Source organism: Herbiconiux liangxiaofengii (genome assembly GCF_041927335.1).
Lineage (GTDB): Bacteria > Actinomycetota > Actinomycetes > Actinomycetales > Microbacteriaceae > Herbiconiux > Herbiconiux liangxiaofengii.
This window is the reverse complement of the sequence record NZ_JBHFHD010000011.1, coordinates 143,570-170,510: the sequence shown is the minus strand read 5'-3', so window position 1 is coordinate 170,510 and position 26,941 is coordinate 143,570. Positions and strand designations below refer to the sequence as shown.

Below are 26,941 nucleotides of genomic sequence, written 5' to 3'. Positions count from 1 at the left end.
AGTTTAGGCTTCCCGGCCGAATACGCTTGGGACATGCCTGAGTATGCCTCCACCACCGCCGTCTCCCCCACCCACGCCTGGGGCCACGGACTCGCCACCGTCGCGGGCGACGGCACCGTGCTCGACACCTGGTACCCGGCGCCGCAGCTCGGGCAGCCCGCGTCGGTCACTCCGCCGGCCGAACTGGCTGCGCACGCGGTTCCGGATGCTCGCCGCAACGTCACGGCCGAGCTGGTCGACGAGGCCATCGAACTCGACGCCCCGCCCCGCTCCACCTCCGACGCATACCTCCGCCTGCACCTGCTCTCGCACCTGCTGGTGGCGCCGAACACCATCAACCTCGACGGCATCTTCGGCCACCTGCCCATCGTGGTGTGGACGAACGCGGGCCCCGTGCATCCCGACGACTTCGACCGGCTGCGGCCCGCGCTGCAGCGCGCCGGCATCCAGGCCTATGGCATCGACAAGTTCCCGCGCCTGCTCGACTACGTCACGCCCCCGAAGGTGCGCATCGCCGACGCCTCGCGGGTGCGGCTGGGCGCCCACCTCGCGCCCGGCACCACCGTGATGCACGAGGGCTTCGTGAACTTCAACGCCGGCACGGTCGGCACCTCGATGGTGGAGGGCCGCATCTCGCAGGGCGTGGTTGTGGGCGACGGCTCCGACATCGGCGGCGGCGCGTCGATCATGGGCACTCTCTCGGGCGGCGGCACCCAGCGCGTGGCGATCGGGCGCCGCGCCCTGCTCGGCGCGAACGCGGGCATCGGCATCTCGATCGGCGACGACACCGTGGTGGAGGCGGGGCTCTACGTCACCGCGGGCACCAAGGTGGTGCTGATCGAGGACGACGACGAGAACCGCATCGTGAAGGCCGTGGCCCTCAGCGGCGTGCCGAATCTGCTCTTCCGGCGCAACTCCCTCACGGGCGCAGTGGAGGCGGTCTCCCGCGCCGGCGCGGGCATCACCCTCAACCCCACCCTCCACGCCTGACCCCCCTCACACCCTCTCCTCTCCGCCGAGCCGTCGCAAACCGCCTATTGCGGCGGTGTTCCGGGCGGTTTGCGACGGATGGTCGACGTTTGGGCGCCAGCCGCGGGTCAGGAGGGCCCGCTCGGCGCGTGCGACGGTCGCCCGGGAACCGGTGCGCGGGGTCTCCTTGGTCTCACGGATCACGATCCACCCGGCACCGATGAGCGCCTCGCCTCGCTCCACGTCGCGGTAGTACTGTCGCGAGCTCGTGCGATGCTGCTCTCCGTCGTACTCCACGAGCACGGCGAACTCCGGATACACGAGGTCGCCGAAGGCGACAAACTCGCCGTCGGGGCCGAGAATCGGCACGTTCAGCGCAGGTTCGGGCAGGCCGTGACGGATGAGGGCGAGCCGCAACCGGGTCTCCTGCCGGGACTCGGCGCCATCCCGAACCGCACCGAGCGCCTGCCGGGCCGGCCTCGCACCCCGCTGACGGGACACCTCCAGGCGTGCCGCCAGGGCATCGAGGGTGGTGAACGGGCGCGGGCTGCCACGCCCCTGCTGCCGCGGGGTCAGAACCAGGTGATCGCCGGCGGCTACGAGGTCGTCGAAGGAGAGCATCGTGGCGAGCTGGAGCCAGCACGTAACGGGGTCGACCACGCGGAGCCCGTCACGATCGACGGCGCTCATCCCCGCGCCCTGGAACTCGTGGCCCACGACGCCTCTCCCTCGTGGGCGCTGGCCGCCACCCACGGCCGAGACGTGCAGCCGGGTATCGGCCTCCACGGAGCTCGGGAGGGGAACACCCCACAGGGAGGCCGCCGTGGTGTGGCTGAACACCTCGCTTGGGCGCATCCGCGTTGCATAGGCTCGACAGCGCGCGACGACGTCGTGCCCACCGCCCGCGGGCTGGCGGACGCCGTGGAAGGGCCGCTCGAGGTCTGGCCCGCGCATCCGCTTCTCGCTGACGCTCAGGTCGGCTCCGTGCGACACCCGGAAGGCGTCGTGACGAAGCGGCTGAGGAAGCAGTGTGTGTCTGGCCATACGGCCACGCTCCTCCACCTCCATGCCCCTCAGTGGCGCTCCCCCCACATCTGTGGATGCCACCCACCCACGTGTGGGAACCGAACCGTCGCAGATCGCCCTCCCGCGGCCCTGAGAGGGCGATTTGCGACGGTTCGGCGGCCGTGGCGAGGGTGGTGGTGGTGAGGGAGGGAGGGGTGGGAGGAATGGGTGGGGGGGGAAGTGTGGGGAGGGAGGGTGGTGGGGGGCTGGGCGTGGGTTACAGCGACCAGGCGCGGACGTGGTGGAGGACGGTGCGGGCGGGAGCCGCGGGCGCCACCTCGAAGAGGTCGAGCATCAGCTGCAGGGGGTAGTCGAGGCGCTGCGGGATGCGACGGACGAGCCTGCCCTCGCAGCCGATGAGCACGCCGTCGGCATCCCAGCGAACCGCCCAGGTGTGGGGGCGGTCGGCCCGCACGGCGACGTCGGCCTCGGCCATGTCGGTGGTGAGCCGCGGGTCGTGGTGGGCCTTGACCCCCGCACGCACGCGCACCGAGTCGGCACGCCCAGAAGAGGCGGCACCGATCGCCGAGCCGTCGATCTCGGCCACGCAGATCTCGCCGCTGTCGTCGGGCGAGTCGAGCTCCACGCCCACCAGCCACACCGCCGTCATGGTGCCCGGCGTGGTGGACGCCGACACCATGACCTCGACGTACCCGGATGACGGTGCCCACAGCACCCCCGGCTCGGCAGCGGGCGTGCGCACCACGAGCCCGTCGGGCCGGTGCCGATGTGTGCCCCGGGTCGAGCCGATCGGCCCCGAGAACACCGCCGTCTGCAGGTTCGACACGCGCAGCGGCGCATCCTCGGGCCGCCAGTCGGGCTGGTCGGCCTCGATGTGCAGCGACAGCCCACCGCCGGGCAGAAACGAGGTGCTGGCCCGTGAGCGGTCGGGCGTCGTCCACTGCGGCAGGTAGTGGTCGACCCACACCGAGGAGTCGAGCCGCGGCCCCACGAAGGCGTCGTCGACGTCGGGCGCCCACGGGGGCGGAACGGGCATCCGCTCAGCGTCACTCATCACGGCACGACCAGACCGCAGAACGCCCGGCGACTCAGCGCTGCGGCAGGTCGCGCGCCGCCGCACCCAGGTAAAGCTGCTGCGGGCGGCCGATCTTGGTCTGCGGGTCGGTGGCCATCTCGCGCCAGTGCGCGATCCAGCCGGGCAGCCGGCCGATGGCGAATAGCACCGTGAACATGCGCGTCGGGAAGCCCATGGCCTTGTAGATGACGCCCGTGTAGAAGTCGACGTTGGGGTAGAGGCGGCGCGAGATGAAGTACTCGTCGGAGAGGGCCACCTGTTCGAGCTCCTTCGCGATGTCCAGCAGCGGGTCCTGCACGCCCAGGGCGAGCAGCACCTCGTCGGCCGACTCCTTCACGAGCTTGGCGCGCGGGTCGTAGTTCTTGTAGACGCGGTGGCCGAAGCCCATCAGACGGATGCCGGCCTCCTTGTTCTTCACCCGCTCGACGAACTTCGCCACGCCCTCCCCCGAGTCGCGGATCTGCGCGAGCATGGTGAGCACCGCCTCGTTGGCACCGCCGTGCAGGGGGCCGAACAGCGCGTTGATGCCGGCCGAGATCGACGCGAACATGTTCGCCTCGGTCGAGCCCACGAGTCGCACCGTCGACGTCGACGCGTTCTGCTCGTGGTCTTCGTGCAGGATCAGCAGGCGCTCCAGCGCCTTCGACAGCACCGGGTTCACCTCGTACGGCTCCGCCATGGTGCCGAAGTTCAGGCGCAGGAAGTTGTCGACGAACGAGAGCGAGTTGTCGGGGTAGAGGAACGCCTGGCCGAGGCTCTTCTTGTGCGCGTACGCCGCCATCACGGGCAGCTTCGCCAGCAGACGGATGGTCGAGATCTCGACGTCCTCCGGCTTGTGCGGGTTCAGCGAGTCCTGGTAGTAGGTCGACAGCGCAGACACTCCCGACGACAGCACCGACATGGGATGCGCGTTGTGCGGCAGGGCGTCGAAGAAGCGCTTGAGGTCTTCGTGCAGCAGGGTGTGACGGCGGATGCGCTCGTCGAACGACGACAGCTCCGAGGCCGACGGCAGCTCACCGTAGATGAGCAGCCACGCCACCTCGAGGTAGGTCAGCTGCGTCGCGACCTGCTCGATGGGGTAGCCGCGATAGCGCAGGATGCCCTGATCGCCGTCGATGTAGGTGATGGCCGACTTGGTGGCCGCGGTGTTCACGAAGCCGTAGTCGACCGTGGTGAGGCCGGTCTGCTTGGTGAAGGTCGAGATGTCCACCGAGGATGCGCCGTCGACGCTCTTCAGGATCGGGAACTCGGCCGTGCCGCCGGGATAGGTCAGCGTGGCCTTCTGATCGACGTCCGTCACGGAGCCTCCTTGAGTGGTCCAGCCCCAGTGATCTCTGCGGCATGTTTCTGTGGCGGGACGCAGGCTGCATCTGTAGACCGTGACCGCGTTGACCCGTATACAGCCTAATGTCCGCCGGAGGCCGGTGTCGCACCGCCGCCGCCGAGAGGGGCAGAGGCCCGCAGTCGCGCGGCGGCCGCGGCGATGCGCTCGTCGCTCGCGGTGAGCGAGAACCGAACGTGCTCGGGGTAGTGCTCGCCGTAGAACGGCCCGGGCCCCGCCAGGATGCCGAGCTCCGCGAGCCCCGCGATGGTCTCCCAGGCGTCCCGCCCCGCGGTTGCCCAGAGATACAGGCCGGCGGTGCTCTCGTCGATGCGGAGGCCGGCGGCCTCCACGGCCGGCTTCAGCACCGCACGCCGGGCCCGGTAGAGCTCCTTCTGCGCGCGCACGTGGTCGTCGTCTCCGAGAGCCACCTGCATCGCGGCCTGCACCGGTGCGGGCGGGATCATGCCCGAGTGCTTCCGCACAGTGACGAGCCGGGCGATCAGCGCCGGGTCGCCGGCGGCGAAGGCGGCGCGGTAGCCCGCGAGGTTCGACTGCTTGCTCAGCGAATAGGCGGCGAGCACGCCCGTGACGTCTCCCCCGGTGACCCGCGGGTCGAGGATCGAGGGCACGGGCTCCGACTCCCACCGCCCCTCCCAGCCGAGTTCGGCGTAGCACTCGTCGCCCGCGATCACGGCGCCGAGCTCCCTGGCCCGCGCGACGGCCGCGGTGAGGGCGGCCACGTCGAGCACCCGGCCATCCGGGTTGCCGGGGCTGTTCAACCACACCAGCTTCGTCTTGGTGGGCCAGGATGCGGGGTCGTCGGCCGCGACGGCCGTCGCCCCGGCGATGCGCGCCCCCATCTCGTAGGTGGGGTACGCGGCGAGCGGATGCACCACCACGTCGCCCTCGCCCAGCCCGAGCATGAACGGCAGCCACGCCACGAACTCCTTGGAGCCGATGGTGGGCAGCACCATGTCCTCCGTGAGCCCTGGCACGCCGCGCCGACGCGCGAACCAGTCGACGATCGCCTGCCGCAGCGTCGGGGTGCCGGCCGTCTGCGGGTAGGCATGCGCATCCGTCGCCGCTTTCAGGGCCTCGGCCACCAGCGGCGGCGTAGGGTCGACGGGAGAGCCGATCGACAGGTCGACGATGCCGTCAGGATGCGACCGCGCGGTTCGCGCGAACGGGACCATGAGGTCCCACGGGTAGTCGGGCAGTGCACCGAGCGCCATGCGACGAACCGGTCAGTGGGCCTGCGGAGGAAGCGCGGCCACCACGGGGTGGTCGTACTTGATCACGCCCACCTTGGCGGCGCCGCCGGGCGAGCCGATCTCCTCGAAGAACTCGACGTTCGCCTTGTAGTAGTCGGCCCACTCTTCGGGCAGATCGTCTTCGTAGTAGATGGCCTCGACGGGGCACACGGGCTCGCAGGCGCCGCAGTCCACGCACTCGTCGGGGTGGATGTAGAGGGAGCGCTCGCCTTCGTAGATGCAGTCGACGGGGCATTCGTCGATGCACGCACGGTCTTTGACATCCACGCACGGCAGGGCGATGACATAGGTCACAGTGGTTCAGGTCCCTTCGGTTACCAGGTCGAGTCTACGGCGTCGGGGCGGGGCACCGGATGCGCGGGCGGGCGCGGGCCCAGGCGAGGCCAGGCGACCACCACCACGACCACCAGGGTCGAGCCGAACAGCCACACCAGCCCGATCGGGCTGGCCGGGATGAGCACCGAGCCGCCCGGACTCTCCAGGGCGAACAGCGCCACCGTGGCCACCGCGCCGAGACCGGCGAGGCTCGGCCACAGCCGGCTGGGCGAGGTGAGCCGGAGGCCCGTCATCATCAGCGCGAGTGCGACGAGGGCGATGACGAGGCCCACCGGCAGATCAACGGCGCCGAACGCGCTGAATTCGATCTGGTGCGCCACGGTGCCGAGGCCGGCGAACAGAGCGCCGAGCAGCACGGCGACGACGGGGCCCAGGATCTTCACCTGCACAGCCTACGGCCGCCACCCTGAACGTCGTCCCGGTACGACACCCGTCGAGCATCCGGAACGGATTGGACAACTCCGTCGCCACCATTTACGCTCCGTATTCGGTAAGGCTAGGCTTACCCAAGTAAGGCAGTCCACACCATCTGGCGCACTGCATCCCCATCCCTTCACCCGAAGACAGGTGCCCGTGCTCGCGAACTATCTGATCGGCCTGCGCGAAGGCCTCGAGGCCGCGCTGGTCGTGAGCATCCTCATCGCCTACGTCACCAAGATCGGCCGGCGCGACGTGCTGGCCAGGCTCTGGGTGGGCGTGGCCCTCGCCGTGCTGGTGGCGCTCGCCCTCGGCGCCGTGCTCACCTTCGGGGCGTACGGCCTCAGCTTCGAGGCCCAGGAGGCGATCGGCGGCTCGCTCTCGATCATCGCCACCGGCTTCGTCACCTGGATGGTGTTCTGGATGCTGCGCACGTCGCAGAATCTCAAGGGCACCCTGCAGAGCGACGTCGACAAGGCGCTGATCGGCGCCGGCTGGGGCCTGGTCTTCGTGGCGTTCCTCGCGGTGGGGCGCGAGGGCATCGAGACGGCCCTGTTCATCTGGGCCGCGGCCCAGGCGACCGGCGAGGGCACGTTCCCTCTTCTCGGCGCCCTGCTCGGCATCCTCACGGCGGTGGTGCTCGGGTACCTCATCTCCAAGGGCCTGGTGCGCATCAACCTCGCGACGTTCTTCGCCTGGTCGGGCGGGTTCCTCATCCTGGTGGCCGCGGGCGTGCTCTCCTACGGCGTGCACGACCTTCAGGAGGCCGGCATCCTGCCCGGGCTGAACAGCCTCGCCTTCGACGTGAGCGGCGTCATCCCGCCCGACAGCTGGCTCGGCACCCTGCTGAAGGGCACCGTCAACTTCTCCCCCGCCACCACCTGGCTCGAGCTCGCGGTGTGGCTGGCGTACTTCGTGCCCACCATGGTGCTGTTCCTCCGTGCGGTACGCCGTGGCCGTTCGCAGAAGCGCGCCCGAGCGGCCTCGCCGGCCGTGGCCGCCGCATCCTGATCCTTCCCCTCCCCTCCCCTTTCGTTTCAAGGAGCCCCTTCGTGAAGAAACAGTCCCTTCTCGCCGCCGCCGGCGCGGCCGTGACCCTGATCGCCCTCACCGGGTGCGTGCCCAACAGCAGCGCCGGGTCGACGGATGCGGCGGGAGCGATCACGGTCGACTCCAGCTCCGACGACTGCGCGGTGAGCGCCAGCACGGCCACCAGCGGCACGCTCACCTTCTCGGTGACGAACTCGGGCGACCAGGTGACGGAGTTCTACCTGCTCGCCGACGACGGACTGCGCATCGTGGGCGAGGTCGAGAACGTGGGCCCCGGCATCTCGCGCGACCTCGTGGTTCAGGCCCAGCCCGGAGACTACTTCACGGTGTGCAAGCCCGGCATGGTGGGCGACGGCATCGGCCGCTCGGCCTTCACCGTCACCGGCGACAAGGTGCAGCTCGCCGGAGACCAGCAGGAGCAGGTGGACCAGGCCGCGGTGAACTACGTGGCGTACGTGAAGGACCAGGTGGGCCAGCTGGTGACGGGCACCGACACCTTCCTCGACGCCTACCTCGCCGGCGACGACCAGTCGGCCCGCGACCTCTACGCCACCACCCGCGCGAACTACGAGCGCATCGAGCCGGTGGCCGAGTCGTTCGGCGACCTCGACCCGAAGATCGACTTCCGCGAGGCCGACGTCGCCGAGGGCGACGAGTGGACCGGCTGGCACCGCATCGAGAAGGACCTCTTCCCGCCGACCGCGGCTGAGAACGGGGGCACCGAGTACGTGCCCCTCACCCCCGACGAGCGCACCTACTACGCCGACAAGCTGAAGGCCGACACCCAGTCGCTGCACGAGGCCGTCAACGCGAGCGACTACACGGTCTCCATCGACGCGATCTCCAACGGCGCGATCGGCCTGCTCGAAGAGGTCGCCAGCGGCAAGATCACGGGCGAGGAGGAGATCTGGTCGCACACCGACCTGTGGGACTTCCAGGCCAACCTCGAGGGCGCCCGGGTGGCGTACGAGGGCGTGCGCGACATCGTCGAGACGAAGGACCCCGACCTGGTGAAGACCATCGACGAGCGCTTCGACGCGCTGGAGAAGACCCTGGCCGCCTACGGCAGCCTCGACTCGGGCTTCGTGTACTACAACGAGCTCACCACCGACCAGGTGAAGCAGCTCGCCGACGGCGTGAGCGCCCTGAGCGAGCCGCTCAGCCAGCTCACGGCGACGCTGGTCGGCTGACACCTAGGCTGAATTCCATGACCGATCACGATCCGGCGCCGGCGCGCCGAGGCATCTCCCGCCGCGGGCTCCTCGGCCTCGCCGGGGCCGGCGTGCTCGGAGCGGGCGCCGGAGTCGCCGGCGGCATCGCCGTCGACCGGTTCGCCCTCACGCCCTCGGCCGCCGCGGCCCCGGGAGCGGCGGGCACCGTGTACCCGTTCTTCGGCGAGCACCAGTCGGGAATCATCACCCCCGCTCAAGACCGGCTGCACTTCGCCAGCTTCGACGTGGCCGACATCAGCCGCGACGAGCTGGTGGGCCTGCTGCAGGACTGGAGCGCCGCCGCCGCACTGATGACGGCCGGAACCCCGGTCGGCACCTACGGGGCGGTCAACGGCCCCTACACGGCTCCCCCCGACGACACCGGCGAGGCCCTGGGGCTCCCCGCCGCGGGCCTCACGATCACCTTCGGCTTCGGTCCGACGCTCTTCACCGATGCCGGCGGCGCCGATCGCTTCGGCATCGCCTCCCAGCGCCCGGCCGCCCTGGTCGACCTCCCGCACTTCCCGGCCGACATGCTCACCGAAGCCCTCACGGGTGGCGATCTCTGCATCCAGGCGTGCAGCGACGACCCCCAGGTCGCGGTGCACGCCATCCGGAACCTGTCCCGCATGGCCTTCGGCCGGGCGAGCCTGCGCTGGTCGCAGCTCGGCTTCGGCCGCACGAGCTCCACCACCACCGCCCAGGCCACCCCGCGCAACCTCTTCGGCTTCAAGGACGGCACCGCGAACATCAAGGCCGAGCAGGCCGACGTGGTCACCGACCAGGTGTGGGCGTCGGGCTCCGACGGCGCGGGCTGGATGGCCGGCGGCTCCTACCTCGTGGCCCGCAAGATCCGTATGACCATCGAGACGTGGGACCGCACCTCGCTGAAGGAGCAGGAGGCCATCGTCGGCCGCACGAAGGGCGAGGGAGCCCCGTTCTCGGGCGGAACCGAGTTCTCCGACCCCGATTTCGACGCGACCGGGCAGGGCGGCGCCCCGCTGATCGCGGCCGACTCGCACGTGCGCCTCGCGCATCCGACTCAGAACTCGGGTGCCCAGCTGCTTCGCCGAGGCTACAACTTCGTCGACGGCAACGACGAGCTGGGCCGACTGAACGCCGGGCTGTTCTTCATCGCGTACCAGCGCGACCCCCGGGCTCAGTTCATCCCCATTCAGATGAACCTGGCCAAGAACGACGCCATGAACGAGTACCTGCGCCATGTGGGCTCGGGCATCTTCGCTGTGCCGCCCGGCGCCTCCACCGGCGGCTACGTGGGCGAGACGCTGTTCGGCTGAGCCCGGTGCCACCCGCCGACGCCCGGCGCTACGAGGTGGTGCCGCCCACGATGTAGGTGGCGGTCTTCTCGCCCGACCCGTCGTCGGCCACGCTCACGATCACCGAGTACGAGGCGTCGCTGTAGGCACCGCTGCCCACCCCGTCGACGAACCCGGAGTAGCTGGCCTCGAAGCCCGCCGCCTTCAGCTGCTCGTCGATCGACTGGAAAGCCTGCTCGATGTCGTCGCCGACCTTCACGATCACGGTCCAGCCGCCGCCGCTGTCGACGGTTCCCGCGCCCATGCCGCCCACCACCTCGCCGTCGTAGAGCGGCACCTCATCGGCGGGGAACCCGTCGGGCAGCCCGCCGTCGGAGTTGAGGTCGACATCGCCGCCACCCGCCTGTTCGACGGCGCCCTCCACGATCTGCTCGACCGGGTTGGCGCATCCGCTCAGGCTCACGGGCAGGAGCACGGTCAGGGCGAGGGCGATCAGCAGGGCGCGAGGCTTCTTCGTCATGCCCACGATCATTCCAGAACCGGGCCGCTGCGACCAGATGCACGAACGGCCGGCCCTCACGATGAGGAGCCGGCCGTTCGGGGCCACGCGACTACTGGTTGGCGCGCTTGAGGTTCGCGGTGCGGCGGGCACGCGCGTTGGCGTCGAGCTCCACCTTGCGGATGCGCACGATCTCGGGGGTGACCTCGACGCACTCGTCTTCACGGGCGAACTCGAGGCACTCCTCGAGCGAGAGCTGACGCGACGGCGTCATCGACTCGAACGTGTCGGAGGTCGACTGACGCATGTTGGTCAGCTTCTTCTCCTTGGTGATGTTCACGTCCATGTCGTCGGCGCGCGAGTTCTCGCCGATCACCATGCCCTCGTAGACCTCTTCCGTGGGGTTCACGAAGAAGGTCATCCGCTCCTGCAGGGCGATGATCGCGAACGGGGTCACGACGCCGGAGCGGTCGGCCACGATGGAGCCGTTGTTGCGGGTGACGATCGAACCGGCCCACTCGCCGTAGCCGTGCGAGATCGCGTTCGCGATTCCGGTGCCGCGGGTGATGGTGAGGAACTCGGTGCGGAAGCCGATCAGGCCGCGCGAGGGAACGATGAACTCCATGCGCACCCAGCCGGTGCCGTGGTTCGCCATGTTCTCCATGCGGCCCTTGCGGGCGGCGAGCAGCTGCGTGATGGCGCCGAGGTACTCCTCGGGGGCGTCGATCGTGAGGTGCTCGTAGGGCTCGTGCGTCTTGCCGTCGATCTGGCGGGTGACCACCTGGGGCTTGCCGACGGTGAGCTCGTAGCCCTCGCGGCGCATGTTCTCGACCAGGATGGCCAGAGCGAGCTCGCCACGGCCCTGGACCTCCCAGGCGGCGGGGTTTCCGATGTCGACCACGCGGAGCGAGACGTTACCGATCAGCTCGCGGTCGAGGCGGTCCTTCACCATGCGGGCGGTGAGCTTGTGGCCCTTCACCTTGCCCACGAGGGGCGAGGTGTTGGTGCCGATGGTCATCGAGATGGCCGGGTCGTCGACCGTGATGGCCGGCAGCGGCCGTACGTCGTCGGGGTCGGCGATCGTCTCGCCGATCGTGATGTCCTCGATGCCGGCGATGGCCACGATGTCGCCGGGGCCGGCCGACTCGGTCGGGAAGCGGGTGAGCGCCACCGTCTTCAGCAGCTCGCTGATGCGCTGGTTGGTGACGGTGCCGTCGTGCTTGACCCAGGCGACCTGCTGGCCCTTCTTGATGGTGCCGTTGAAGACACGCAGCAGGGCGAGACGGCCGAGGAACGGCGAGGAGTCGAGGTTGGTGACGTGGGCCTGCAGCGGCGCCTCGTCGTCATAGGTCGGGGCCGGGATGTGCTCCATGATGGCACCGAACAGCGGCTCGAGGTCGTCGTTGTCGGGCAGGGTGCCATTCTCGGGCTTGTTCAGGCTGGCGGCGCCGTTGCGGCCCGAGGCATACACGACGGGAACGTCGAGGATGGCGTCGAGGTCGAGGTCGGGCACGTCGTCGGCCATGTCGCTGGCGAGGCCGAGCAGGAGGTCTTGCGACTCCCCCACGACCTCGTCGATGCGCGCATCCGGGCGGTCGGTCTTGTTGACCAGCAGGATGACGGGAAGCTTGGCCTCGAGGGCCTTGCGCAGCACGAAGCGGGTCTGCGGCAGCGGACCCTCGGAGGCGTCGACGAGGAGCACCACGCCGTCGACCATCGACAGGCCGCGCTCGACCTCGCCGCCGAAGTCGGCGTGTCCGGGGGTGTCGATGACGTTGATGGTGACGGGCTTGCCGCCGGAGTGCAGGCCGCTGTACGAGATCGCCGTGTTCTTGGCGAGGATCGTGATGCCCTTCTCACGCTCCAGGTCGTTGGAGTCCATCATCCGGTCGTCGGCGTCGAAGTGCGCGTCGAAGGAGTTGGTCTGCGTGAGCATGGCGTCGACCAGGGTGGTCTTGCCGTGGTCGACGTGGGCGACGATCGCCACATTGCGTAGGTCATCGCGGGTGGCTTGTGCCATGGGAAGTCCTCAGGTTTCATGAACCCGGAACTGGTGGCGACAAGCCACCCGCGGGCTCTAAAGAGTGCGGTCGGTGGGCGACGTGGCCCGGATCCGCTAAACGCCCAGGGTGATTCCAGCGCCCGGAATAGCGTTCAGCAACTCCCTAGTGTACTGCTCCTTGGGGTTGTCGAAGACGCTGTCCGTCGTCGCGGCCTCCACGATGCGTCCCTGCTGCATCACGCAGACGTTGTCGGCGATCACACGGACCACCGCCAGGTCGTGCGTGATGAACAGGTAGGTCAGCTCGAGCTCGGACTGCAGATCGGCCAGGAGCTTCAGGATCTGGGCCTGAACCAGCACGTCCAGCGCCGAGACCGCCTCGTCGAGCACGACGATGTCGGGCTTCAGCGCGAGGGCCCGGGCGATCGCCACACGCTGGCGCTGGCCGCCCGAGAGCTCGTTCGGGTAGCGCGTGATCAGCGTCTGGGGCAGCGAGACCTGGTCGAGCAGCTCCAGCACCCGCTCGCGACGGGCGGTGCGGTCGCCCACGTTGTGCACCTGCAGCGGCTCGGCGATGGTGTTGCCGATGTTGCGGAGCGGGTCGAGCGAGCCGTACGGGTCCTGGAAGACCGGCTGCAGCCGGCGGCGCAGGCCCAGCAGCTCCTTGCCCTTCATCGGAGCCACATCGGTGCCGTCGATCATGATCGAGCCCGAGGTGGGGTTCTCCAGGCGCAGGATCATCTTCGCCACCGTCGACTTGCCGGAGCCCGACTCGCCCACGAGAGCCGTGGTGGTGCCCTTCTCCACGGCGAACGAGACCTTGTCGGCCGCGATGACCTCGCCCGAGGCGCCCTTGCCCTGACCACGGATCTTGTAGACCTTCGTGAGGTCCTTCACCACGATCGCGTCGGGGCGGCGCGCGGCGGCCTGGTGCTCGATCCGCTCCTCGGCGGCGGCGATCAGGTCGAGCCCTTCGGTCACCTTCGTGGGCGCGTAGTCGAGGTCGCTCAGCGCGTGCGACTCCGACACCTGGGTGGCCGACTGGATGCGCCGCGAGGCGAGGCTGGGAGCCGCGGCCACGAGGCGCTGCGTGTACGGGTGCACCGGGTTCTGCAGGATCTCCTTCGAGGGTCCCGCCTCCACGATGCGGCCCTTGTACATCACCACGAGCTGCTCGGCGCGCTCGGCGGCGAGGCCGAGGTCGTGGGTGATGAACAGCACGGCGGTGCCGATGTCGCGGGTGAGCGTCTCGAGGTGATCGAGGATGCGGCGCTGCACGGTCACGTCCAGCGCCGAGGTGGGCTCGTCGGCGATGAGCAGCTTGGGCCTGGACGACAGGCCGATGCCGATCAGTACGCGCTGGCGCATACCGCCAGAGAACTGGTGCGGGAACTGCTTGAGCCGCTTGTCCGCATCCGAGAGCCCGGCCTCTTTCAGCACCTGGATGGCGTGGGCACGCACCTCTTTGCGGCCCGAGGCGATGCCGTTGGCGCGGATGGTCTCCTCGACCTGGAAGCCGACGCTCCACACCGGGTTCAGGTTCGACATCGGGTCCTGCGGAACGAAGCCGATCTCGCGGCCGCGCACCTGCTCCATCTGCCGCTCGGAGTAGGAGCTGAGCTCCTTGCCGTCGAACATGATGGTGCCGCCGGTGATGCGGCCGGCTCCGGGCAGCAGGTTGATGATGGCGTGCGCCGTGGTCGACTTGCCCGAGCCGGACTCGCCCACGATGGCCAGGGTCTGGCCGGGCATGAGCGTGAGGTCGACGCCGCGCACGGCCGGCACGATGCCGTCGGTCGACTGGAAGCCCACCTCGAGGTTCTTGATCTCCAGCAGCGGGGTGGTGCCGGCGGTACGGGGGGTGGGGTCGCTCATCGCTGGGCCCTCGCCTTCGGATCGAGCGCATCCCGGATGACTTCGCCCATCATGATGAAGGCGAGCACGGTGATCGAGAGCGCGAGTGAGGGGTAGATCAGGGTCTGCGGGGCGTTGCGCAGGTCGACCTGCGCGGCACTGATGTCGTTACCCCACGACATGGTCGAGTTCGGCAGTCCGACACCGAGGAACGACAGGGTCGCCTCGGCCACGATGGCCGCTCCGAGGGAGATCGTGGTGACCACGATCACGGGGGCGATCGAGTTCGGCAGCACGTGCCGAAGCAGGATCTTGAAGTTCGACACCCCGACGGCCTGCGCGGCCATCACGTAGTCGCTCTGCTTCACCCGCAGGATCTCGGCTCTCAGCACACGGGCCGTCGAGGGCCACGCGAAGATGCCGATCGCGAGCGAGATCACGAACACGTTCCGGTAGGCCGAGAACACCGACATGATGACCACGGCGGCCAGGATGTAGGGGATCGAGAAGAAGATGTCGCCGGCGCGCGAGAGCACCGCGTCGAGCCATCCGCCGTAGAAGCCCGCGAAGGCGCCGAAGACGATGCCGAGCACGGTGGTGAGGATGGTGACGATGATGCCCACCGACAGCGAGGTCGACGTGCCGTGCACGATGCGCGAGAACACGTCGCAGCCCTGCTTGGTGAAGCCGAGGATGTGCTCGCCGGTGGGACCGCCGTTGCTGTCGGAGAGGTTGCAGTCGTTGTTCGGCGGCACCTGCGTGAACAGCGTCGGGAAGAAGGCCACCACGATCACCAGCAGGATGATCACGGCCGAGATCCAGAACATCGGCCGGCGGCGCATGTCGCGCCAGGCGTCGATCCAGAGGTTGCTCTTGCGTTCGCCGACGTTCACGGCATCGATCGCGACGAGAGGGGTCTCCTCCAGGGGCGCGACGAAGTGCGTCGGGGAGAGTGGCTTATTTGACATAGCGGATCCTCGGGTCGAGAAGGCCGTAGAGGAGGTCGACCACGAGGTTGACCACCAGGTAGATGAGCACCATGACGGTCACGAAGGAGACCACGGTGGGGCCCTCTCCGCGGATGATCGCCTGGTAGAGCGTGCGGCCGACGCCGGGCACGTTGAAGATTCCCTCGGTCACGGTCGCACCCACGAGCAGCACGCCGAAGTCGGTGGCCGCGTAGGTCACGACGGGGATGAGCGAGTTGCGCAGGATGTGCACCGGGATGATGCGGCGCCGGCTGAGACCTTTGCCGTACGCGGTGCGCACGAAGTCCAGTCCCGCGGTCTCGATCACCGATGCGCGGGTGAGCCGGATGAGCTGAGCCAACGAGATGCTCGCCAGCACGAAGGCCGGCAGGATCAGGTCCTGGATCGGAGCACCGCTGGACACCGTCGTCCTGGCCCAGCCGAGTTGGATGCCGAACACGTACTGCCCCACGAACGCGATCACGAAGATCGGCAGCGAGATGAAGATCAGGCTGAGCACGAGGGCCGAGGCGTCGAACAGCTTGCCCTTGCGAAGGCCCGAGATGAGGCCGATCAGCACGCCGCCGACGAACTCGATGATGAGCGCGAGGATGGCGAGCCGGATGGTCACCGGGAAGGTGCGGGCCAGGATGTCGGACACCGCTTCCCCGGAGAACGAGGTGCCGAAGTCACCGCGGAAGATGCCGCCGAGGTACAGGAAGTACTGCACGATGAACGGCTGGTCGAGGTTGTACTCCTGGCGGAGCCGCTCGAGCAGCGCCGGGTTGGGCGTCTTGTCGCCGAACAGGGCGAGCAAGGGGTCTCCGGGCATTGCGAAGACCATGAAGTAGATGAGGAACGTCGTACCCAGCAGGACGGGAATCGCCTGGAGTAGACGCCTGAGGATGTAACCGGCCACGAATCAGACCGAACCAATCGAAACTAAGGGGCGAGAGCCGCCGCGCGAATCACAGACAACATGATACGGGGGCGGCAGCCACAGCTGCCGCCCCCGTATGTGCGGGAACTAGCTCTTGGTGATCTCGTAGTAGAGCGGCACCGAGTTCCAGCCGAACTGCACGTTCTGCACGGTCTCGCCGTAGCCACCGACCACGTTCGAGTACCACAGCGGAATCGCCGGCAGGTCCTTCAGGAGGATCTCCTGGGCCTTCTGGAAGTCCGTGTTGGCTTCGGCGGAGTCAGCGGTCGACGAACCCTCCTGGAGCAGCGCGTCGAACTCGGGGTTCGAGTAGTCGCCGTCGTTCGAGGATGCGTTGGTCGCGTACAGCGGGCCGAGGAAGTTGAACAGACCGGGGTAGTCGGCCTGCCATCCGGTGCGGAACGCGGTCTGGATGCTGCGGTCGGTGATCGCGGTGCGCGCCTCGGCGAACGTCGGGTACGGAGCGCCCGACGCGTCGATGCCCAGCGTGTTCTTGATGCTGTTGGACACGGCGTCGACCCAGTCGGCGTGGCCGCCGTCTGCGTTGTACGCGATCTGGAAGGTGCCCGACCAGGGCGAGATGGCGTCGGCCTGGGCCCACAGCTTCTTGGCCTCGTCGGCGTTGAAGGTCAGCACGTCGGCGCCCTCGAGCGAGTCGCTCCAGCCGTCGATCACCGGGGAGGTGAAGTCGGAGGCGGGGGTACGGGTGCCCGAGAAGATCACGTCGGTGATCTCGTCGCGGTTGATGGCCATCGAGATGGCCTGGCGGCGGAGCTTGCCCTCTTCGTCGTTGCCGAAGTGCGCGAGGCGCTCCGGGATGGTGAACGACTGGAAGATGGCGGCCGGCTGGTTGACCGCACGGTCACCCAGGTCGGACTCGTAGTTGCCGAACGCGCTCGAGGGAACGGCGTCGAGCACGTCGAGGTTGCCACCCAGGAGGTCGGCGTAGGCCGCGTCCTCAGAGGCGTAGAAGACGATGGTCAGGCCACCGTTCTGCGCCTTGCGGCCACCGGTGTACGACTCGTTCGGAACGAGGTCGATCTTCTCGTTGTGAGCCCACGCGGTGTCGCTGGCCAGCTTGTACGGGCCGTTGCCGACGGGGTTCTGGCCGAAGGCCTCCATGTCGTCGAACGCCGACTTGGGCAGCGGGTAGAACGCCGAGTAGCCCAGGCGCAGGGGGAAGTCGGAACGCGCTTCCTTCAGGGTCACGGTGAAGGTCAGGTCGTCGACCTTCTTCAGACCGGTGAGGGGGCTGTCCTCGTCGTAGCTGAAGCCTTCGATGTCCTCGAAGAAGTAGCTGTTGAGCTGCTCGTTCGAGAGGAGGGCGCCGTACTGCCACGCGTTGATGAAGCTGTCGGCGTCGACCGGGTCGCCGTTGCTGAAGGTCTGGTCGGCCTTGACCTTGATGGTGAAGGTGGTCGAGTCGTCGGTGTCGATCGACTCGGCCATGTCGAGCTGCGGCGCACCGGTGGCGTCGTAGTACTCCAGGCCCGCGAAGATCGAGTCGAGGATCTTTCCGCCACCGGTCTCGTTGGTGTTGGTGGGGATCAGCGGGTTCTGGGGCTCCGAGCCGTTCGCCGTGATGACCGCCGTGCTGTCGGCGGACGAGCTCGTGTCCGTGGTGCTGCTGGTGGCGCAGCCGGACAGTGCGAGCGCGCTCGCAGCGATCAGCGCGATAGCGCCGACGCCATACCGTCTCTTCTTCAATTTTCCTCCTGTGCAAAATAGGGGCAGGTCACGGCTCCCTTGTGAGGGGCCAGACCTAAGGAAGTACCCTAAGTGGGGGCCCAGACCAGAGCAAATGCGGGCCGGAAAAGTTACATACACGAAACTATCCCTGCAGATTAGTTGTGTATGGTCGACAGCCGGCGTTGAAAAGCGTCGCCCGGCGCAAGAAAGCGAAGCATGACCCGAGCACTGGACTGGTCACACCGGCGCCGACGGCGGTTGTCCACCGAGATCGCGATCGTGCTCGGCCTGTCGCTCGGCGCCTCGGCGGTGTACTCGGTCGTCAGCCTGCTCGCCAAAGCCACCTCGGGCACCGCCCTCGCCGACCAGACGGCCACCATCAACGGGTCGCTGAGCGATCGCGAGTGGCTCGACCTCACCTACCAGCTGCTCGCGGTCTTCTTCGACCTGGTTCCGGTGGCCCTGGTGCTCTACCTGCTCGCCATCTCGGGCGGCAACCCGTTCCGGCGGATCGGCTTCGACCTCGCGCGGCCGGCTCAGGATGCGCGGCGGGGCCTGCTGCTGGTGCTGGTGGTCGGCGTGCCCGGCATCGCCCTCTACGTGGCGTGGCGGCTGCTCGGCTTCAGCGCCGCCGTGGTGGCCGCCCCGCTGGACGGGCACTGGTACACCGTGCCCGTGCTCGTGCTCGCCGCGCTCCGGGCCGGCCTACAGGAGGAGGTGATCGTGGTGGGCTACCTGTTCACCCGGTTGCGTCAGCTGGCCTGGCCGAAGTGGCGCGTCATCCTGGTCGCCGCCGCGCTGCGGGGCAGCTACCACCTCTACCAGGGCCCAGGGCCGTTCGTGGGCAACGTGGCGATGGGCGTGATCTTCGGCTGGTGCTACTGGCGCTGGGGCCGGGTGATGCCCCTGGTGGTGGCGCACTGGGTGATCGACATCATCTCGTTCGTCGGGTACCCGCTGGCCTTCAGTCTGGTTCCCGGCCTCTTCGGTTAGACACCACGAAGGCGGCGATCCCACCGGCCACGAGCAGCGCTCCCCCGATGAAGCCGCCGATCATCAGCCAGTTGGGCGTCTCGGCGGCGGCCGCGGGTGCTGCGGCGCTCGACTCCACGGGAGCCGGGGTGAACAGCGGTGTCGCCGTGGGGGTCGCGGTGGCCGAGGCCGTGATGTTCACGGTCATGCGCGCCGTGGCGGTTCCGGCGAACGAACTCGACAGCGAGCACAGGATGGTTGAGGTGCCGATCGGGAAGGCCTGCCCCGATTCGATGGGGGTTCCCACGATGGAGCAGCCGTCGAGCGTCAGACCCGCCGGCGTCTTCGGTTCGATCGGCACGAGGGCCGTGCCCGAGGCGTCGGCGGTGAGATCGACCTGGGCGGGCAGGATGCTCGAGCCCGTGAAGTCGGCGCCCACGATGCGCGTGCCCGAGAAGTCGGCGCCGTCGAGGTTCGCGCCGTCGAACACCGCGCCCTGCACGTCTCCCCCGGCGAACGACGCCGAGACGAGGTTCGCGCCGCGGAAGTCGGCTTCGCCGAAGCGGGTTCCGCTCAGGTCGACGCCGCTGCACTGGGCGCCGCCCGGGCCGCCCTCCGTGACCCGGTAGACGACGCAGTCGCCCTCCGAGTACACCGGATCGGCCATCGCCGGCGACGCGGCCGCACCGGCCATCGCCGCCCCGAGAAGCACTCCGACGGTCATCCTGAGACGCAGATTCGAGCGCATGCCCCCGACCATACCCCATCGGGCATGCACCGTCGCAGGTGCATGCCCGGCGCGGGCTGCTAGGGTCGTGCTTCCCCGGAGGAGGCCTCCCGTGAGGCGAACGCCTCGGGCGGCGGGCAGGCGCACACGAGGTTGCGGTCGCCGTACGCCTGGTCGATGCGTCGCACCGGCGGCCAGTACTTGCCGCGGATCAGCGAGGCCACGGGATACACGGCGCGCTCCCGGTCGTAGGGGTGGCTCCACTCCCCCTCGATCACCGACTGCGCGGTGTGGGGCGCGTTGCGGAGCGGGTTGTCCTCGACCGGCCACTCGCCCGCGGCCACCGCGTCGATCTCCTTCTTGATCTCGATCATCGCGTCGATGAAGCGGTCGATCTCGGCGAGGTCCTCGCTCTCCGTCGGCTCGACCATGAGCGTGCCCGCCACCGGGAAGCTCATGGTGGGCGCGTGGAACCCGTAGTCGACCAGGCGCTTGGCCACGTCGTCGACCGACACCCCTGAGGCAGCGGTGATGCCCCGCAGGTCGAGGATGCACTCGTGCGCCACCAGACCGTTGTCGCCGGTGTAGAGCACCGGGAAATGGGGCGCGAGACGTGCGGCCACGTAGTTCGCCGCGAGCACCGCCGAGGCCGTGGCATCGGCGAGACCCTCGAGCCCCATCATGCGCACGTACGCCCAGCTGATGGGCAGGATGCTGGGGCTGCCGTACGGGGCGGCCGACACCGGGCCGCCGCCGTGCACCACCGGAGTGCCGTCGACCTGCAGGTGCTCCTGCTGCTGCGCGAACGCATGCCCCGGAAGGAATGGAGCGAGATGCGCCTTCGCGGCCACGGGCCCGACGCCCGGTCCGCCGCCGCCGTGCGGGATGCAGAAGGTCTTGTGCAAGTTCAGGTGCGACACGTCTCCGCCGAAGTCGCCGAACCGGGCGAAGCCCAGCAGCGCGTTCAGGTTGGCGCCGTCGACGTACACCTGTCCCCCGGCCTCGTGCACGAACCGGCAGATCTCGGCCACCTCGTGCTCGTACACACCGTGGGTGGAGGGATACGTGATCATCAGCGCCGCGAGATCGTCGGCGTGCTGCTCGATCTTGGCCCGCAGGTCGTCGAGGTCGACGTTGCCGAGCTCGTCGCAGGCGACCACCACCACCTTCATACCGGCCAGCACGGCCGAGGCGGCGTTCGTGCCGTGCGCACTCGACGGGATCAGGCACACGGTGCGGTCGAGGTCTCCCCGCGAGCGGTGGTAGCCGCGGATGGCCAGGAGTCCGGCGAGCTCACCCTGGCTACCGGCGTTCGGCTGCAGCGACACCGAGTCGTAGCCGGTCACGTCGGCGAGCCAGCGCTCGAGCTGGCCGATCAGCTCGAGGTACCCGCCCACGTCCGACGCCGGAGCGAACGGGTGGATCCCCGCGAACTCGCGCCAGGTCACCGCCTCCATCTCGCTGGCGGCGTTGAGCTTCATCGTGCACGAGCCGAGCGGGATCATGCCCCGGTCGAGGGCGTAGTCCTGGTCGGCGAGGCGCTTGAGGTAGCGCATCATGCTCGTCTCGGAGCGATGCGTGTTGAAGACCGGATGCTCGAGGTAGGTGGATCGACGCTCGAGGCCCTCGGGGATGCTGGGCGCGTGGTCGACTGCGGCCGAGGGAACGGCTCCGCGGTCGTGCCGCTGCGCGTCGAACACGACGGCCAGCTCCAGCAGCTCGGCGTCACGCGTGGTCTCGTCGACCGCGATGCCGAGCGTGTCGTCGTCGACCACGTGCAGCAGGATGCCGGCCGAGTGGGCGTGCTCCGCGAGCCCGCGGGCGCGCCCCGGCACCCGCACCTGAATGGTGTCGAAGAAGTCGCCGTGCACGATCTCGTAGCCGGCCGAACCGAGGGCTCCGGCCAGGGCGCGGGCGCTCCGGTTCACACGCTCCGCGATCGCGCGGAGGCCCTCCGGGCCGTGGTAGACCGCGTACATGCCCGCCATCACGGCCAGCAGCACCTGGGCGGTGCAGATGTTCGAGGTGGCCTTCTCTCGGCGGATGTGCTGTTCGCGGGCCTGCAGGCTGAGGCGATAGGCCGAGTGGCCGGCAGCATCCACGCTCACCCCCACCAGACGACCGGGGAGCTGACGCTCGAGGCCCGCGCGAACGGCCATGTAGCCCGCGTGCGGCCCGCCGAAGCCCATCGGCACGCCGAACCGCTGGCTGGTGCCCACGGCCACGTCGGCCCCGAGCTCGCCCGGTGAGGTCACCAGGGTGAGGGCGAGGAGGTCGGCCGCCACCACCGCGATACCGCCGGCGGAGTGCACCCGCTCGATGACGTCGCTCGGGTTCCACAGCCGGCCCGAGGCGCCCGGGTACTGCACGAAGGCGCCGAAGACGCCCTGCTCGGCGAGGTCGGCGAGCGGATGCGAGGGGTGGTCGATGGAGTCGAGCACGGTCTCGACGACCTCGATCCCGACGGCCTCGGCGCGCGCCCGCAGCAGCGCCTTGGTCTGCGGGAAGGCGTCGGCGTCCACGATGAAGCGCGACGAAGGCGACTTCGACGCCCGGCGGGCGAGCAACATGCCCTCCACCGCCGCGGTCGACTCGTCGAGCATCGAGGCGTTCGCCGTGGCGAGCCCCGTGAGGTCGGAGACCATGGTCTGGAAGTTGATCAGGGCCTCCAGCCGGCCCTGCGAGATCTCGGGCTGGTAGGGCGTGTACGCGGTGTACCAGCTCGGGTTCTCGAGCACGTTGCGGGTGATCACGGCGGGCGTGATGGTGTCGTAGTAACCGAGCCCGAGGTACGAGGTCGACACGCGATTGCGGCTCGCGAGGGCGCGCAGCTCGTCGACGGCCTCGCGCTCGGTGGCGGCCGGGGGCACGAGCGAGTCGGCCAGCGAGCGGTCGAACTGGATGGCCGTGGGCACGGCCGCGGCCATGAGCTCGGCCACGCTGGAGTACCCGACCGCCTCGAGCATGCGGGCCTGGGCGGTGGCATCGGTGCCGATGTGGCGGGCCGAGAAGAGTCCGGATGCGGCGGCCCGGTCGGTGCGGGGCGCGGCGGGCGCGGCTGCGCCGGCGTCGAGAAGATCGGTCATCTGGTTCAGCCCTCGATCAGTGCGGAGTACTCGTCGAACGTCAGCAGTGCCGGTAGCTCGGTGAACTCCACCTTGAGCAGCCAGCCCTCGCCCAGCGGGTCGCTGTTGACCAGCTCGGGCGAGCTCTCCACGGCCTCGTTCTTCTCCACGACGGTGCCGTCGACGGGGGCGAAGAGTTCGCCCACCGACTTCGTCGACTCGATCTCACCCACGATGCTGCCGCCCGCCACCTCGGTGCCGGCATCCGGGAGGTCGAGGTAGACGATGTCGCCCAGCTGCGCTGCGGCGTAGGCCGTGATGCCGATGGTGGCCACCGAGCCCTCGACGAGCACCCATTCGTGCTCGGCGGTGTACTTCAGATCGTTCTGGTCGGTCATGGTTTCAGCCTTTCGTGCGGCGGTAGAACGGCAGGGTCGTGGTGGTGAACGCGAGGCGCTTGCCCCGGATGTCGACGCTCACCTCGGTGCCCGGCGCGGCGAATCGCGGGTCGAGATAGGCGAGGGCGATCGGATGGCCGAGCGTGGGCGAGAGGGCACCGCTCGTGACGAGGCCGATCGGCTCGGTCGAGCGTTCGTCGGCGAACAGCTCGTAGCCGGCGCGGGCGGCGCGGCGGCCCTCGGCCATGAGGCCCACGAGCACGGGCGCCTCATCCCCCGCACCCGCCACCAGGGCGTCGCGACCCACGAACGACTTCTTGCCGAGCGCGGCGACGCGGCCGAGGCCGGCCTGCTCGGGCAGCACCTCGAGCGAGAGCTCGTGCCCGTAGAGCGGCATGCCGGCCTCGAGCCGGAGAGTGTCGCGGCTCGCCAGTCCGGCGGGAACGAGCCCCAGCGGCTCGCCGGCCGCCGTCAGCGCCACCCACAGCGCCTCGGCGTGCTCGGGAGACACGTACAGCTCGAAGCCGTCCTCACCGGTGTAGCCGGTGCGCGCCAGCAGCATCGGCTCGCCGTGGAACCGAGCGGATGCCGACCGGTAGTAGCGCAGCTCGTCGATACCCGGGGTCTCGAGGCCGCCGGTCTGCTCGAGGATCTCCCGCGATCGCGGCCCCTGAACGGCGATGAGCGCGAACGCGTCGCTGCGGTCGGCGACCTCCACGGCGAAGTCGCCGACACGGGCTGCGAGGGCCTCGGCCACCGGCACGCGGTTCGAAGCATTGGCCACCACCAGGAACTCCTGCTCGCCGAGCCGGTACACCACGACGTCGTCGATCACGCCGCCGGTCTCGGCGAGCAGCAGAGAGTACTTCGCCTGGCCCACCGTGGTCGCCGAGAGCAGCCCGGCGAGAGCCTCGTCGAGATACCTGGCCGCGTCGGGCCCGGAGACGGCGAATTCGGCCATGTGCGAGAGGTCGAACAACCCGGCGGCTCCCCGCACCGCGTGGTGCTCGGCGAGGTCGCTGGAGTAGCGCACCGGCATCTGCCAGCCGGCGAAGTCGGTGAAGGATGCGCCGGCGGCGCGGTGCACGGCATCCAGCGGCGAGAAGCGCGCCGCGTCGGGCGCTGCCGGTGATGCGGTGGAGGGTGCGTCGGTCACGAGTGGAGTTCTCCGTTCGAACGGAGCCGGGGCTCCGCGGTGTCGAGGGCGCTGACGCGCCCATGAGAACTCCCCCTCTGTCATCGTGCCTGAGAGTTTCACACCACCGGTCTGACGCGATCCGCACGGATCGACCGGGGTGCTTTCACCGTGGGCGAGCCGCCGTCGATGCCGCGGACTGCTTTCCAGAGTGGCCAGTTCGACGCGGTACGAGGACCTGAGAGATTATCGGGGAGGATTGCTCCTTCGGTGCCCGCCGGAACACCGGCCGGGCTCTCCCGCGTCGGCCTGATGGCCAGCGGTATTCAGTTGAAGTGGTGCGTGTCGAGCATAGCGCCCGGTCAGCTGCTGCCGAAGCCCCCGCCGCCGAAGCCCCCACCGCGGGAGCGCCGAAGGGTGAGCACCACGATCGCGGCGATCACCCCGAGCCCCACGAGCACGAGCAGCACCACGAAGGGCCAGGGCAGGGAGTCTCCGGCCTGCTGCAGCTCGCCGCCGGCCGGGCCGGCGGTCTCGGTGGCTGTGAAGGTCTCGGTGACCGCGGTGCCGGCTGCATCCGTCGTCGCCGCAGCGGGCGTGTCAGCGGGGGACGGGGTGGCCGTGGCGGGTTCGTCGGGTTCTCCCGCCCAGGCCTCGCCACAGACGGCCGCCTGGGTGAGCCCGTCATGGGCGCCGGTGAGATCGGTCGGCTCGTAGTCGAAGCCGTACTGGCCGGAGGTCGGGTGTCCGTCGCTGGACACAACCTGCCAGATCACCTGGTAGCCGCCCGCGTCACCGAGGGCGATGGGAGCCGAGACCGTCGCGTCGGTGATCGTGACGCAGCCCGACTCGTGGTGCAGGCCCTCGCTGTCGACCACCTGCACGGCGAAGCCATCCGTCGTGCCACCCACCGTGAGCAGGGACTCGCTGAAGGTGAGCACCACCGAACCCGGATCGACCGTGACCGACTCGCCGTCGCCCGGGGTGGAGCCGGAGAGGGAGTCGTGAGCCGACGCCGGGGCCGCCGTGAACAGGGCCGAGCCCGCGAGGGCTGCGGCGACGAACAGGGTCAGCGCGATACGTGCGGTTCTCACACCGTCAACGATAACGGCGGCTCAGTTGCGGCGGAGCCGGTACTGGTTCACCAGCGGGCAGTCGAACGGGTCGGGGGCCGAGAGCCCCACCTTGTTCATGTAGCCCACGACCGCCTTGTGCGCGGCCAGCAACGACACCTGGGTGTAGGGGATGTTGTGGGTCTGGCAGTACTCCTGCACGATGGGGCGGGCTTTCACGAGGTTCGGGCGGGCCATGTTCGGGAACAGGTGGTGCTCGGTCTGCAGGTCGAGGCCACCCATGCCGATGGTCATCGGCCAGCCGCCCGCGATGTTGCGGGAGGAGAGAACCTGCTTCGACAGGAAGTCGACACGTGAGCCCTCGGGGAAGAGGGTCATGCCGATGTGGTTCGGTGCGAAGGAGGCTCCCATGTAGAAGCCGAACACGGCCAGCTGCACGCCCATGAAGGCGAACGCCATGCCGAGCGGCAGGAAGGTGAAGACCACGGCGATCAGCAGACCGAGGCGGAGCCCGATGAGGGTGAGCTCGAAGGCGCGGCCCTCGACCGGCTTCTTGCCGAACAGGGTCTTGAACGAGTGGAAGTGCAGGTTGAAGCCCTCGAGCAGCAGCAGCGGGTACAGCATGAAGCCCTGCTTGCGGGTCAGCAGAGCCGAGAGACCCTTCGTGGCCGCGGCGTCGCTTTCGACGAACGACACGACGTCACGGTCGATGTCGGGGTCGCGGCCGACCATGTTCGGGTTGCCGTGGTGACGGGTGTGCTTCGACATCCACCAGGCATAGCTCATGCCCACGAAACCGGTAGCGAGGATGCGCCCGGCGCGGTCGTTGGCCTTGTTCGAGGAGAACACCTGACGGTGCGAGGCCTCGTGCGCCAGAAAGGCGAACTGCGTGAAGATGATGCCGAGCGCGCCCGCGATGAGCAGCTGGAACCAGGAATCGCCGAGCAGCACGAAACCGGTGGCAGAGCCGCCGAGAGCCAGCACGAGCACGGAGAACATGGCGATGTAGAAGCCGCGGCGCTTGCGCAGCAGGCCCATGTCGCGGACGGTCGAGAGGAGTTCGGAGTAGGCGGCAGTGGGGTGGGCTGCGCCGGCCTTACGGGGTTTGGTGGAACGGAGGGATGAAGTGGGTGTGATGGTCACACGGGCCTCGTCACAATTTCGGGTCGGCTTCCCAGCCGCGGTGTTCGAGCAGATGCCCTGTAGATGGTCTCAAACCTATGGCGAAAACCTGCAAGATCACCTGAAGAACGAAAAAGAACCCGCGCCCTTGCGGACGCGGGTTCTCTGTGCAATGCAGCTGGTGCATCGGAGGCTGGAATCAGCCCGAGGGTCTTAGCCCAGGGGGGTGATGTTCTCAGCCTGCAGGCCCTTGCGGCCCTGCGTCACGTCGAACTCGACGCGCTGGTTCTCTTCGAGGTTCTTGTAGCCGGAGCCGTTGATGCCCGAGTGGTGAGCGAACACGTCTTCTCCACCGTCATCGGGGGAGATGAAGCCGAAGCCCTTTTCGGAGTTGAACCATTTCACGGTGCCTTGAGCCATTATTTTTCTCTTTTCGAGGTAGACGGTTCCGCTTGTCGGAACCTACCGTCGCGGTGCACTTTGTTCCGCTCCTCAGAAAAGCAAGTCCAGCCCCGCATTTCTGCGGTGAAGGACCCTATTC

24 protein-coding genes and 2 riboswitches are annotated in these 26,941 nt (G+C 68.9%); of the genes, 5 read left to right on the top strand and 19 right to left on the bottom strand.

Features of this window, described 5'->3' with window-relative positions; all coding sequences use genetic code 11:
- Window positions 1-33: 33 nt before the first annotated feature.
- Window positions 34-990: a 2,3,4,5-tetrahydropyridine-2,6-dicarboxylate N-succinyltransferase gene (gene dapD, locus ACEXOR_RS12880; RefSeq protein ID WP_374850065.1), complete on the top strand. Its 957-nt coding sequence runs from the start codon at window positions 34-36 to the stop codon at window positions 988-990.
- A 6-nt stretch (window positions 991-996) separates the two neighbouring features.
- Here the strand turns inward: dapD and ACEXOR_RS12875 are convergent, their stop codons facing one another.
- The 6 genes from ACEXOR_RS12875 to ACEXOR_RS12850 form a co-directional block, all read right to left on the bottom strand.
- Window positions 997-2,013: a putative endonuclease domain-containing protein gene (locus ACEXOR_RS12875; protein ID WP_374850064.1), complete on the bottom strand. Its 1,017-nt coding sequence runs from the start codon at window positions 2,011-2,013 to the stop codon at window positions 997-999.
- 238 nt (window positions 2,014-2,251) lie between these two features.
- Window positions 2,252-3,031, bottom strand: coding sequence for a glycoside hydrolase family 16 protein (locus tag ACEXOR_RS12870; RefSeq protein ID WP_374850063.1), 780 nt, complete (start codon window positions 3,029-3,031; stop codon window positions 2,252-2,254).
- Between the two features lie 52 nt (window positions 3,032-3,083).
- A complete protein-coding gene (locus tag ACEXOR_RS12865) occupies window positions 3,084-4,370 on the bottom strand; it encodes a citrate synthase (protein WP_374850062.1) in 1,287 nt (428 codons plus the stop codon).
- A 104-nt stretch (window positions 4,371-4,474) separates the two neighbouring features.
- Window positions 4,475-5,626: a succinyldiaminopimelate transaminase gene (dapC, locus tag ACEXOR_RS12860; RefSeq protein ID WP_374850061.1), complete on the bottom strand. Its 1,152-nt coding sequence runs from the start codon at window positions 5,624-5,626 to the stop codon at window positions 4,475-4,477.
- Window positions 5,627-5,638: 12 nt separating this feature from the next.
- The gene (gene fdxA / locus ACEXOR_RS12855) at window positions 5,639-5,959 is read right to left on the bottom strand and encodes a ferredoxin (RefSeq protein ID WP_374850060.1); all 321 of its coding nucleotides are present in this window, start codon (window positions 5,957-5,959) and stop codon (window positions 5,639-5,641) included.
- Window positions 5,960-5,979: 20 nt separating this feature from the next.
- Entirely contained in the window at window positions 5,980-6,384 is a 405-nt protein-coding gene (locus tag ACEXOR_RS12850) for a hypothetical protein (RefSeq protein WP_374850059.1), read from the bottom strand.
- 190 nt (window positions 6,385-6,574) lie between these two features.
- Between ACEXOR_RS12850 and efeU the strand changes: the two genes are divergently transcribed.
- The 3 genes from efeU to efeB are packed head-to-tail and all read left to right on the top strand — an operon-like array spanning window position 6,575 to window position 9,977.
- Entirely contained in the window at window positions 6,575-7,429 is an 855-nt protein-coding gene (gene efeU, locus ACEXOR_RS12845) for an iron uptake transporter permease EfeU (RefSeq protein WP_374850058.1), read from the top strand.
- 41 nt (window positions 7,430-7,470) lie between these two features.
- A complete protein-coding gene (gene efeO / locus ACEXOR_RS12840) occupies window positions 7,471-8,658 on the top strand; it encodes an iron uptake system protein EfeO (protein WP_374850057.1) in 1,188 nt (395 codons plus the stop codon).
- Window positions 8,659-8,675: 17 nt separating this feature from the next.
- Entirely contained in the window at window positions 8,676-9,977 is a 1,302-nt protein-coding gene (gene efeB / locus ACEXOR_RS12835; RefSeq protein ID WP_374850056.1) for an iron uptake transporter deferrochelatase/peroxidase subunit, read from the top strand.
- A 28-nt stretch (window positions 9,978-10,005) separates the two neighbouring features.
- On the opposite strand, the gene ACEXOR_RS12830 is transcribed toward efeB, so the two are convergent.
- From ACEXOR_RS12830 to ACEXOR_RS12805, 6 genes are all read right to left on the bottom strand, one after another.
- A complete protein-coding gene (locus tag ACEXOR_RS12830; protein ID WP_374850055.1) occupies window positions 10,006-10,476 on the bottom strand; it encodes a hypothetical protein in 471 nt (156 codons plus the stop codon).
- Window positions 10,477-10,567: 91 nt separating this feature from the next.
- A complete protein-coding gene (gene typA, locus ACEXOR_RS12825) occupies window positions 10,568-12,475 on the bottom strand; it encodes a translational GTPase TypA (protein WP_374850054.1) in 1,908 nt (635 codons plus the stop codon).
- Window positions 12,476-12,571: 96 nt separating this feature from the next.
- Window positions 12,572-14,332: a dipeptide ABC transporter ATP-binding protein gene (locus ACEXOR_RS12820; protein WP_374850053.1), complete on the bottom strand. Its 1,761-nt coding sequence runs from the start codon at window positions 14,330-14,332 to the stop codon at window positions 12,572-12,574.
- Window positions 14,329-15,279, bottom strand: coding sequence for an ABC transporter permease (locus ACEXOR_RS12815; RefSeq protein ID WP_374850052.1), 951 nt, complete (start codon window positions 15,277-15,279; stop codon window positions 14,329-14,331). The genes ACEXOR_RS12820 and ACEXOR_RS12815 overlap by 4 nt, the downstream gene beginning before the upstream one ends.
- Window positions 15,269-16,198 carry an ABC transporter permease gene (locus tag ACEXOR_RS12810; protein WP_374850051.1) on the bottom strand — a complete coding sequence of 310 codons (930 nt, stop codon included), beginning with the start codon at window positions 16,196-16,198 and terminating at the stop codon, window positions 15,269-15,271. The genes ACEXOR_RS12815 and ACEXOR_RS12810 overlap by 11 nt, the downstream gene beginning before the upstream one ends.
- Window positions 16,199-16,306: 108 nt before the next feature.
- Window positions 16,307-17,926, bottom strand: a complete 1,620-nt coding sequence (locus ACEXOR_RS12805; RefSeq protein ID WP_374850050.1) for a peptide ABC transporter substrate-binding protein — start codon at window positions 17,924-17,926, stop codon at window positions 16,307-16,309.
- A 198-nt stretch (window positions 17,927-18,124) separates the two neighbouring features.
- Here ACEXOR_RS12805 and ACEXOR_RS12800 point away from each other — a divergent pair, with 198 nt between their 5' ends.
- Entirely contained in the window at window positions 18,125-18,901 is a 777-nt protein-coding gene (locus ACEXOR_RS12800) for a CPBP family intramembrane glutamic endopeptidase (protein ID WP_374850049.1), read from the top strand.
- Here ACEXOR_RS12800 and ACEXOR_RS12795 read toward each other — a convergent pair.
- The 7 genes from ACEXOR_RS12795 to ACEXOR_RS12765 form a co-directional block, all read right to left on the bottom strand.
- Window positions 18,873-19,628: a pentapeptide repeat-containing protein gene (locus tag ACEXOR_RS12795; RefSeq protein ID WP_374850048.1), complete on the bottom strand. Its 756-nt coding sequence runs from the start codon at window positions 19,626-19,628 to the stop codon at window positions 18,873-18,875. The genes ACEXOR_RS12800 and ACEXOR_RS12795 overlap by 29 nt on opposite strands.
- A 59-nt stretch (window positions 19,629-19,687) precedes the next feature.
- The gene (gene gcvP / locus ACEXOR_RS12790) at window positions 19,688-22,693 is read right to left on the bottom strand and encodes an aminomethyl-transferring glycine dehydrogenase (RefSeq protein WP_374850047.1); all 3,006 of its coding nucleotides are present in this window, start codon (window positions 22,691-22,693) and stop codon (window positions 19,688-19,690) included.
- A 5-nt stretch (window positions 22,694-22,698) separates the two neighbouring features.
- Window positions 22,699-23,070 (bottom strand): glycine cleavage system protein GcvH, encoded by a 372-nt coding sequence (gene gcvH / locus ACEXOR_RS12785; protein ID WP_374850046.1) that lies wholly within the window; start codon window positions 23,068-23,070, stop codon window positions 22,699-22,701.
- A 4-nt stretch (window positions 23,071-23,074) separates the two neighbouring features.
- Entirely contained in the window at window positions 23,075-24,226 is a 1,152-nt protein-coding gene (gene gcvT, locus ACEXOR_RS12780; protein ID WP_374850045.1) for a glycine cleavage system aminomethyltransferase GcvT, read from the bottom strand.
- A 70-nt stretch (window positions 24,227-24,296) separates the two neighbouring features.
- Window positions 24,297-24,420, bottom strand: a riboswitch (glycine riboswitch).
- Window position 24,421: 1 nt separating this feature from the next.
- Window positions 24,422-24,517, bottom strand: a riboswitch (glycine riboswitch).
- A 50-nt stretch (window positions 24,518-24,567) separates the two neighbouring features.
- The gene (locus ACEXOR_RS12775; protein ID WP_374850044.1) at window positions 24,568-25,299 is read right to left on the bottom strand and encodes a copper resistance CopC family protein; all 732 of its coding nucleotides are present in this window, start codon (window positions 25,297-25,299) and stop codon (window positions 24,568-24,570) included.
- Between the two features lie 21 nt (window positions 25,300-25,320).
- Entirely contained in the window at window positions 25,321-26,421 is a 1,101-nt protein-coding gene (locus tag ACEXOR_RS12770; RefSeq protein ID WP_374850043.1) for a fatty acid desaturase family protein, read from the bottom strand.
- A 192-nt stretch (window positions 26,422-26,613) separates the two neighbouring features.
- Entirely contained in the window at window positions 26,614-26,820 is a 207-nt protein-coding gene (locus ACEXOR_RS12765) for a cold-shock protein (RefSeq protein ID WP_173181437.1), read from the bottom strand.
- Window positions 26,821-26,941 lie beyond the last annotated feature (121 nt).

Coding starts and splice junctions, on each gene's coding strand:
- dapD (WP_374850065.1), top strand. CDS start 34: ATGCCTGAGTATGCCTCCACCACCGCCGTCTCCCCCACCCACGCCTGG.
- ACEXOR_RS12875 (WP_374850064.1), bottom strand. CDS start 2,013: ATGGCCAGACACACACTGCTTCCTCAGCCGCTTCGTCACGACGCCTTC.
- ACEXOR_RS12870 (WP_374850063.1), bottom strand. CDS start 3,031: ATGCCCGTTCCGCCCCCGTGGGCGCCCGACGTCGACGACGCCTTCGTG.
- dapC (WP_374850061.1), bottom strand. CDS start 5,626: ATGGCGCTCGGTGCACTGCCCGACTACCCGTGGGACCTCATGGTCCCG.
- efeB (WP_374850056.1), top strand. CDS start 8,676: ATGACCGATCACGATCCGGCGCCGGCGCGCCGAGGCATCTCCCGCCGC.
- ACEXOR_RS12830 (WP_374850055.1), bottom strand. CDS start 10,476: ATGACGAAGAAGCCTCGCGCCCTGCTGATCGCCCTCGCCCTGACCGTG.
- typA (WP_374850054.1), bottom strand. CDS start 12,475: ATGGCACAAGCCACCCGCGATGACCTACGCAATGTGGCGATCGTCGCC.
- ACEXOR_RS12820 (WP_374850053.1), bottom strand. CDS start 14,332: ATGAGCGACCCCACCCCCCGTACCGCCGGCACCACCCCGCTGCTGGAG.
- ACEXOR_RS12815 (WP_374850052.1), bottom strand. CDS start 15,279: ATGTCAAATAAGCCACTCTCCCCGACGCACTTCGTCGCGCCCCTGGAG.
- ACEXOR_RS12800 (WP_374850049.1), top strand. CDS start 18,125: ATGACCCGAGCACTGGACTGGTCACACCGGCGCCGACGGCGGTTGTCC.
- ACEXOR_RS12795 (WP_374850048.1), bottom strand. CDS start 19,628: ATGCGCTCGAATCTGCGTCTCAGGATGACCGTCGGAGTGCTTCTCGGG.
- gcvP (WP_374850047.1), bottom strand. CDS start 22,693: ATGACCGATCTTCTCGACGCCGGCGCAGCCGCGCCCGCCGCGCCCCGC.
- gcvH (WP_374850046.1), bottom strand. CDS start 23,070: ATGACCGACCAGAACGATCTGAAGTACACCGCCGAGCACGAATGGGTG.
- ACEXOR_RS12765 (WP_173181437.1), bottom strand. CDS start 26,820: ATGGCTCAAGGCACCGTGAAATGGTTCAACTCCGAAAAGGGCTTCGGC.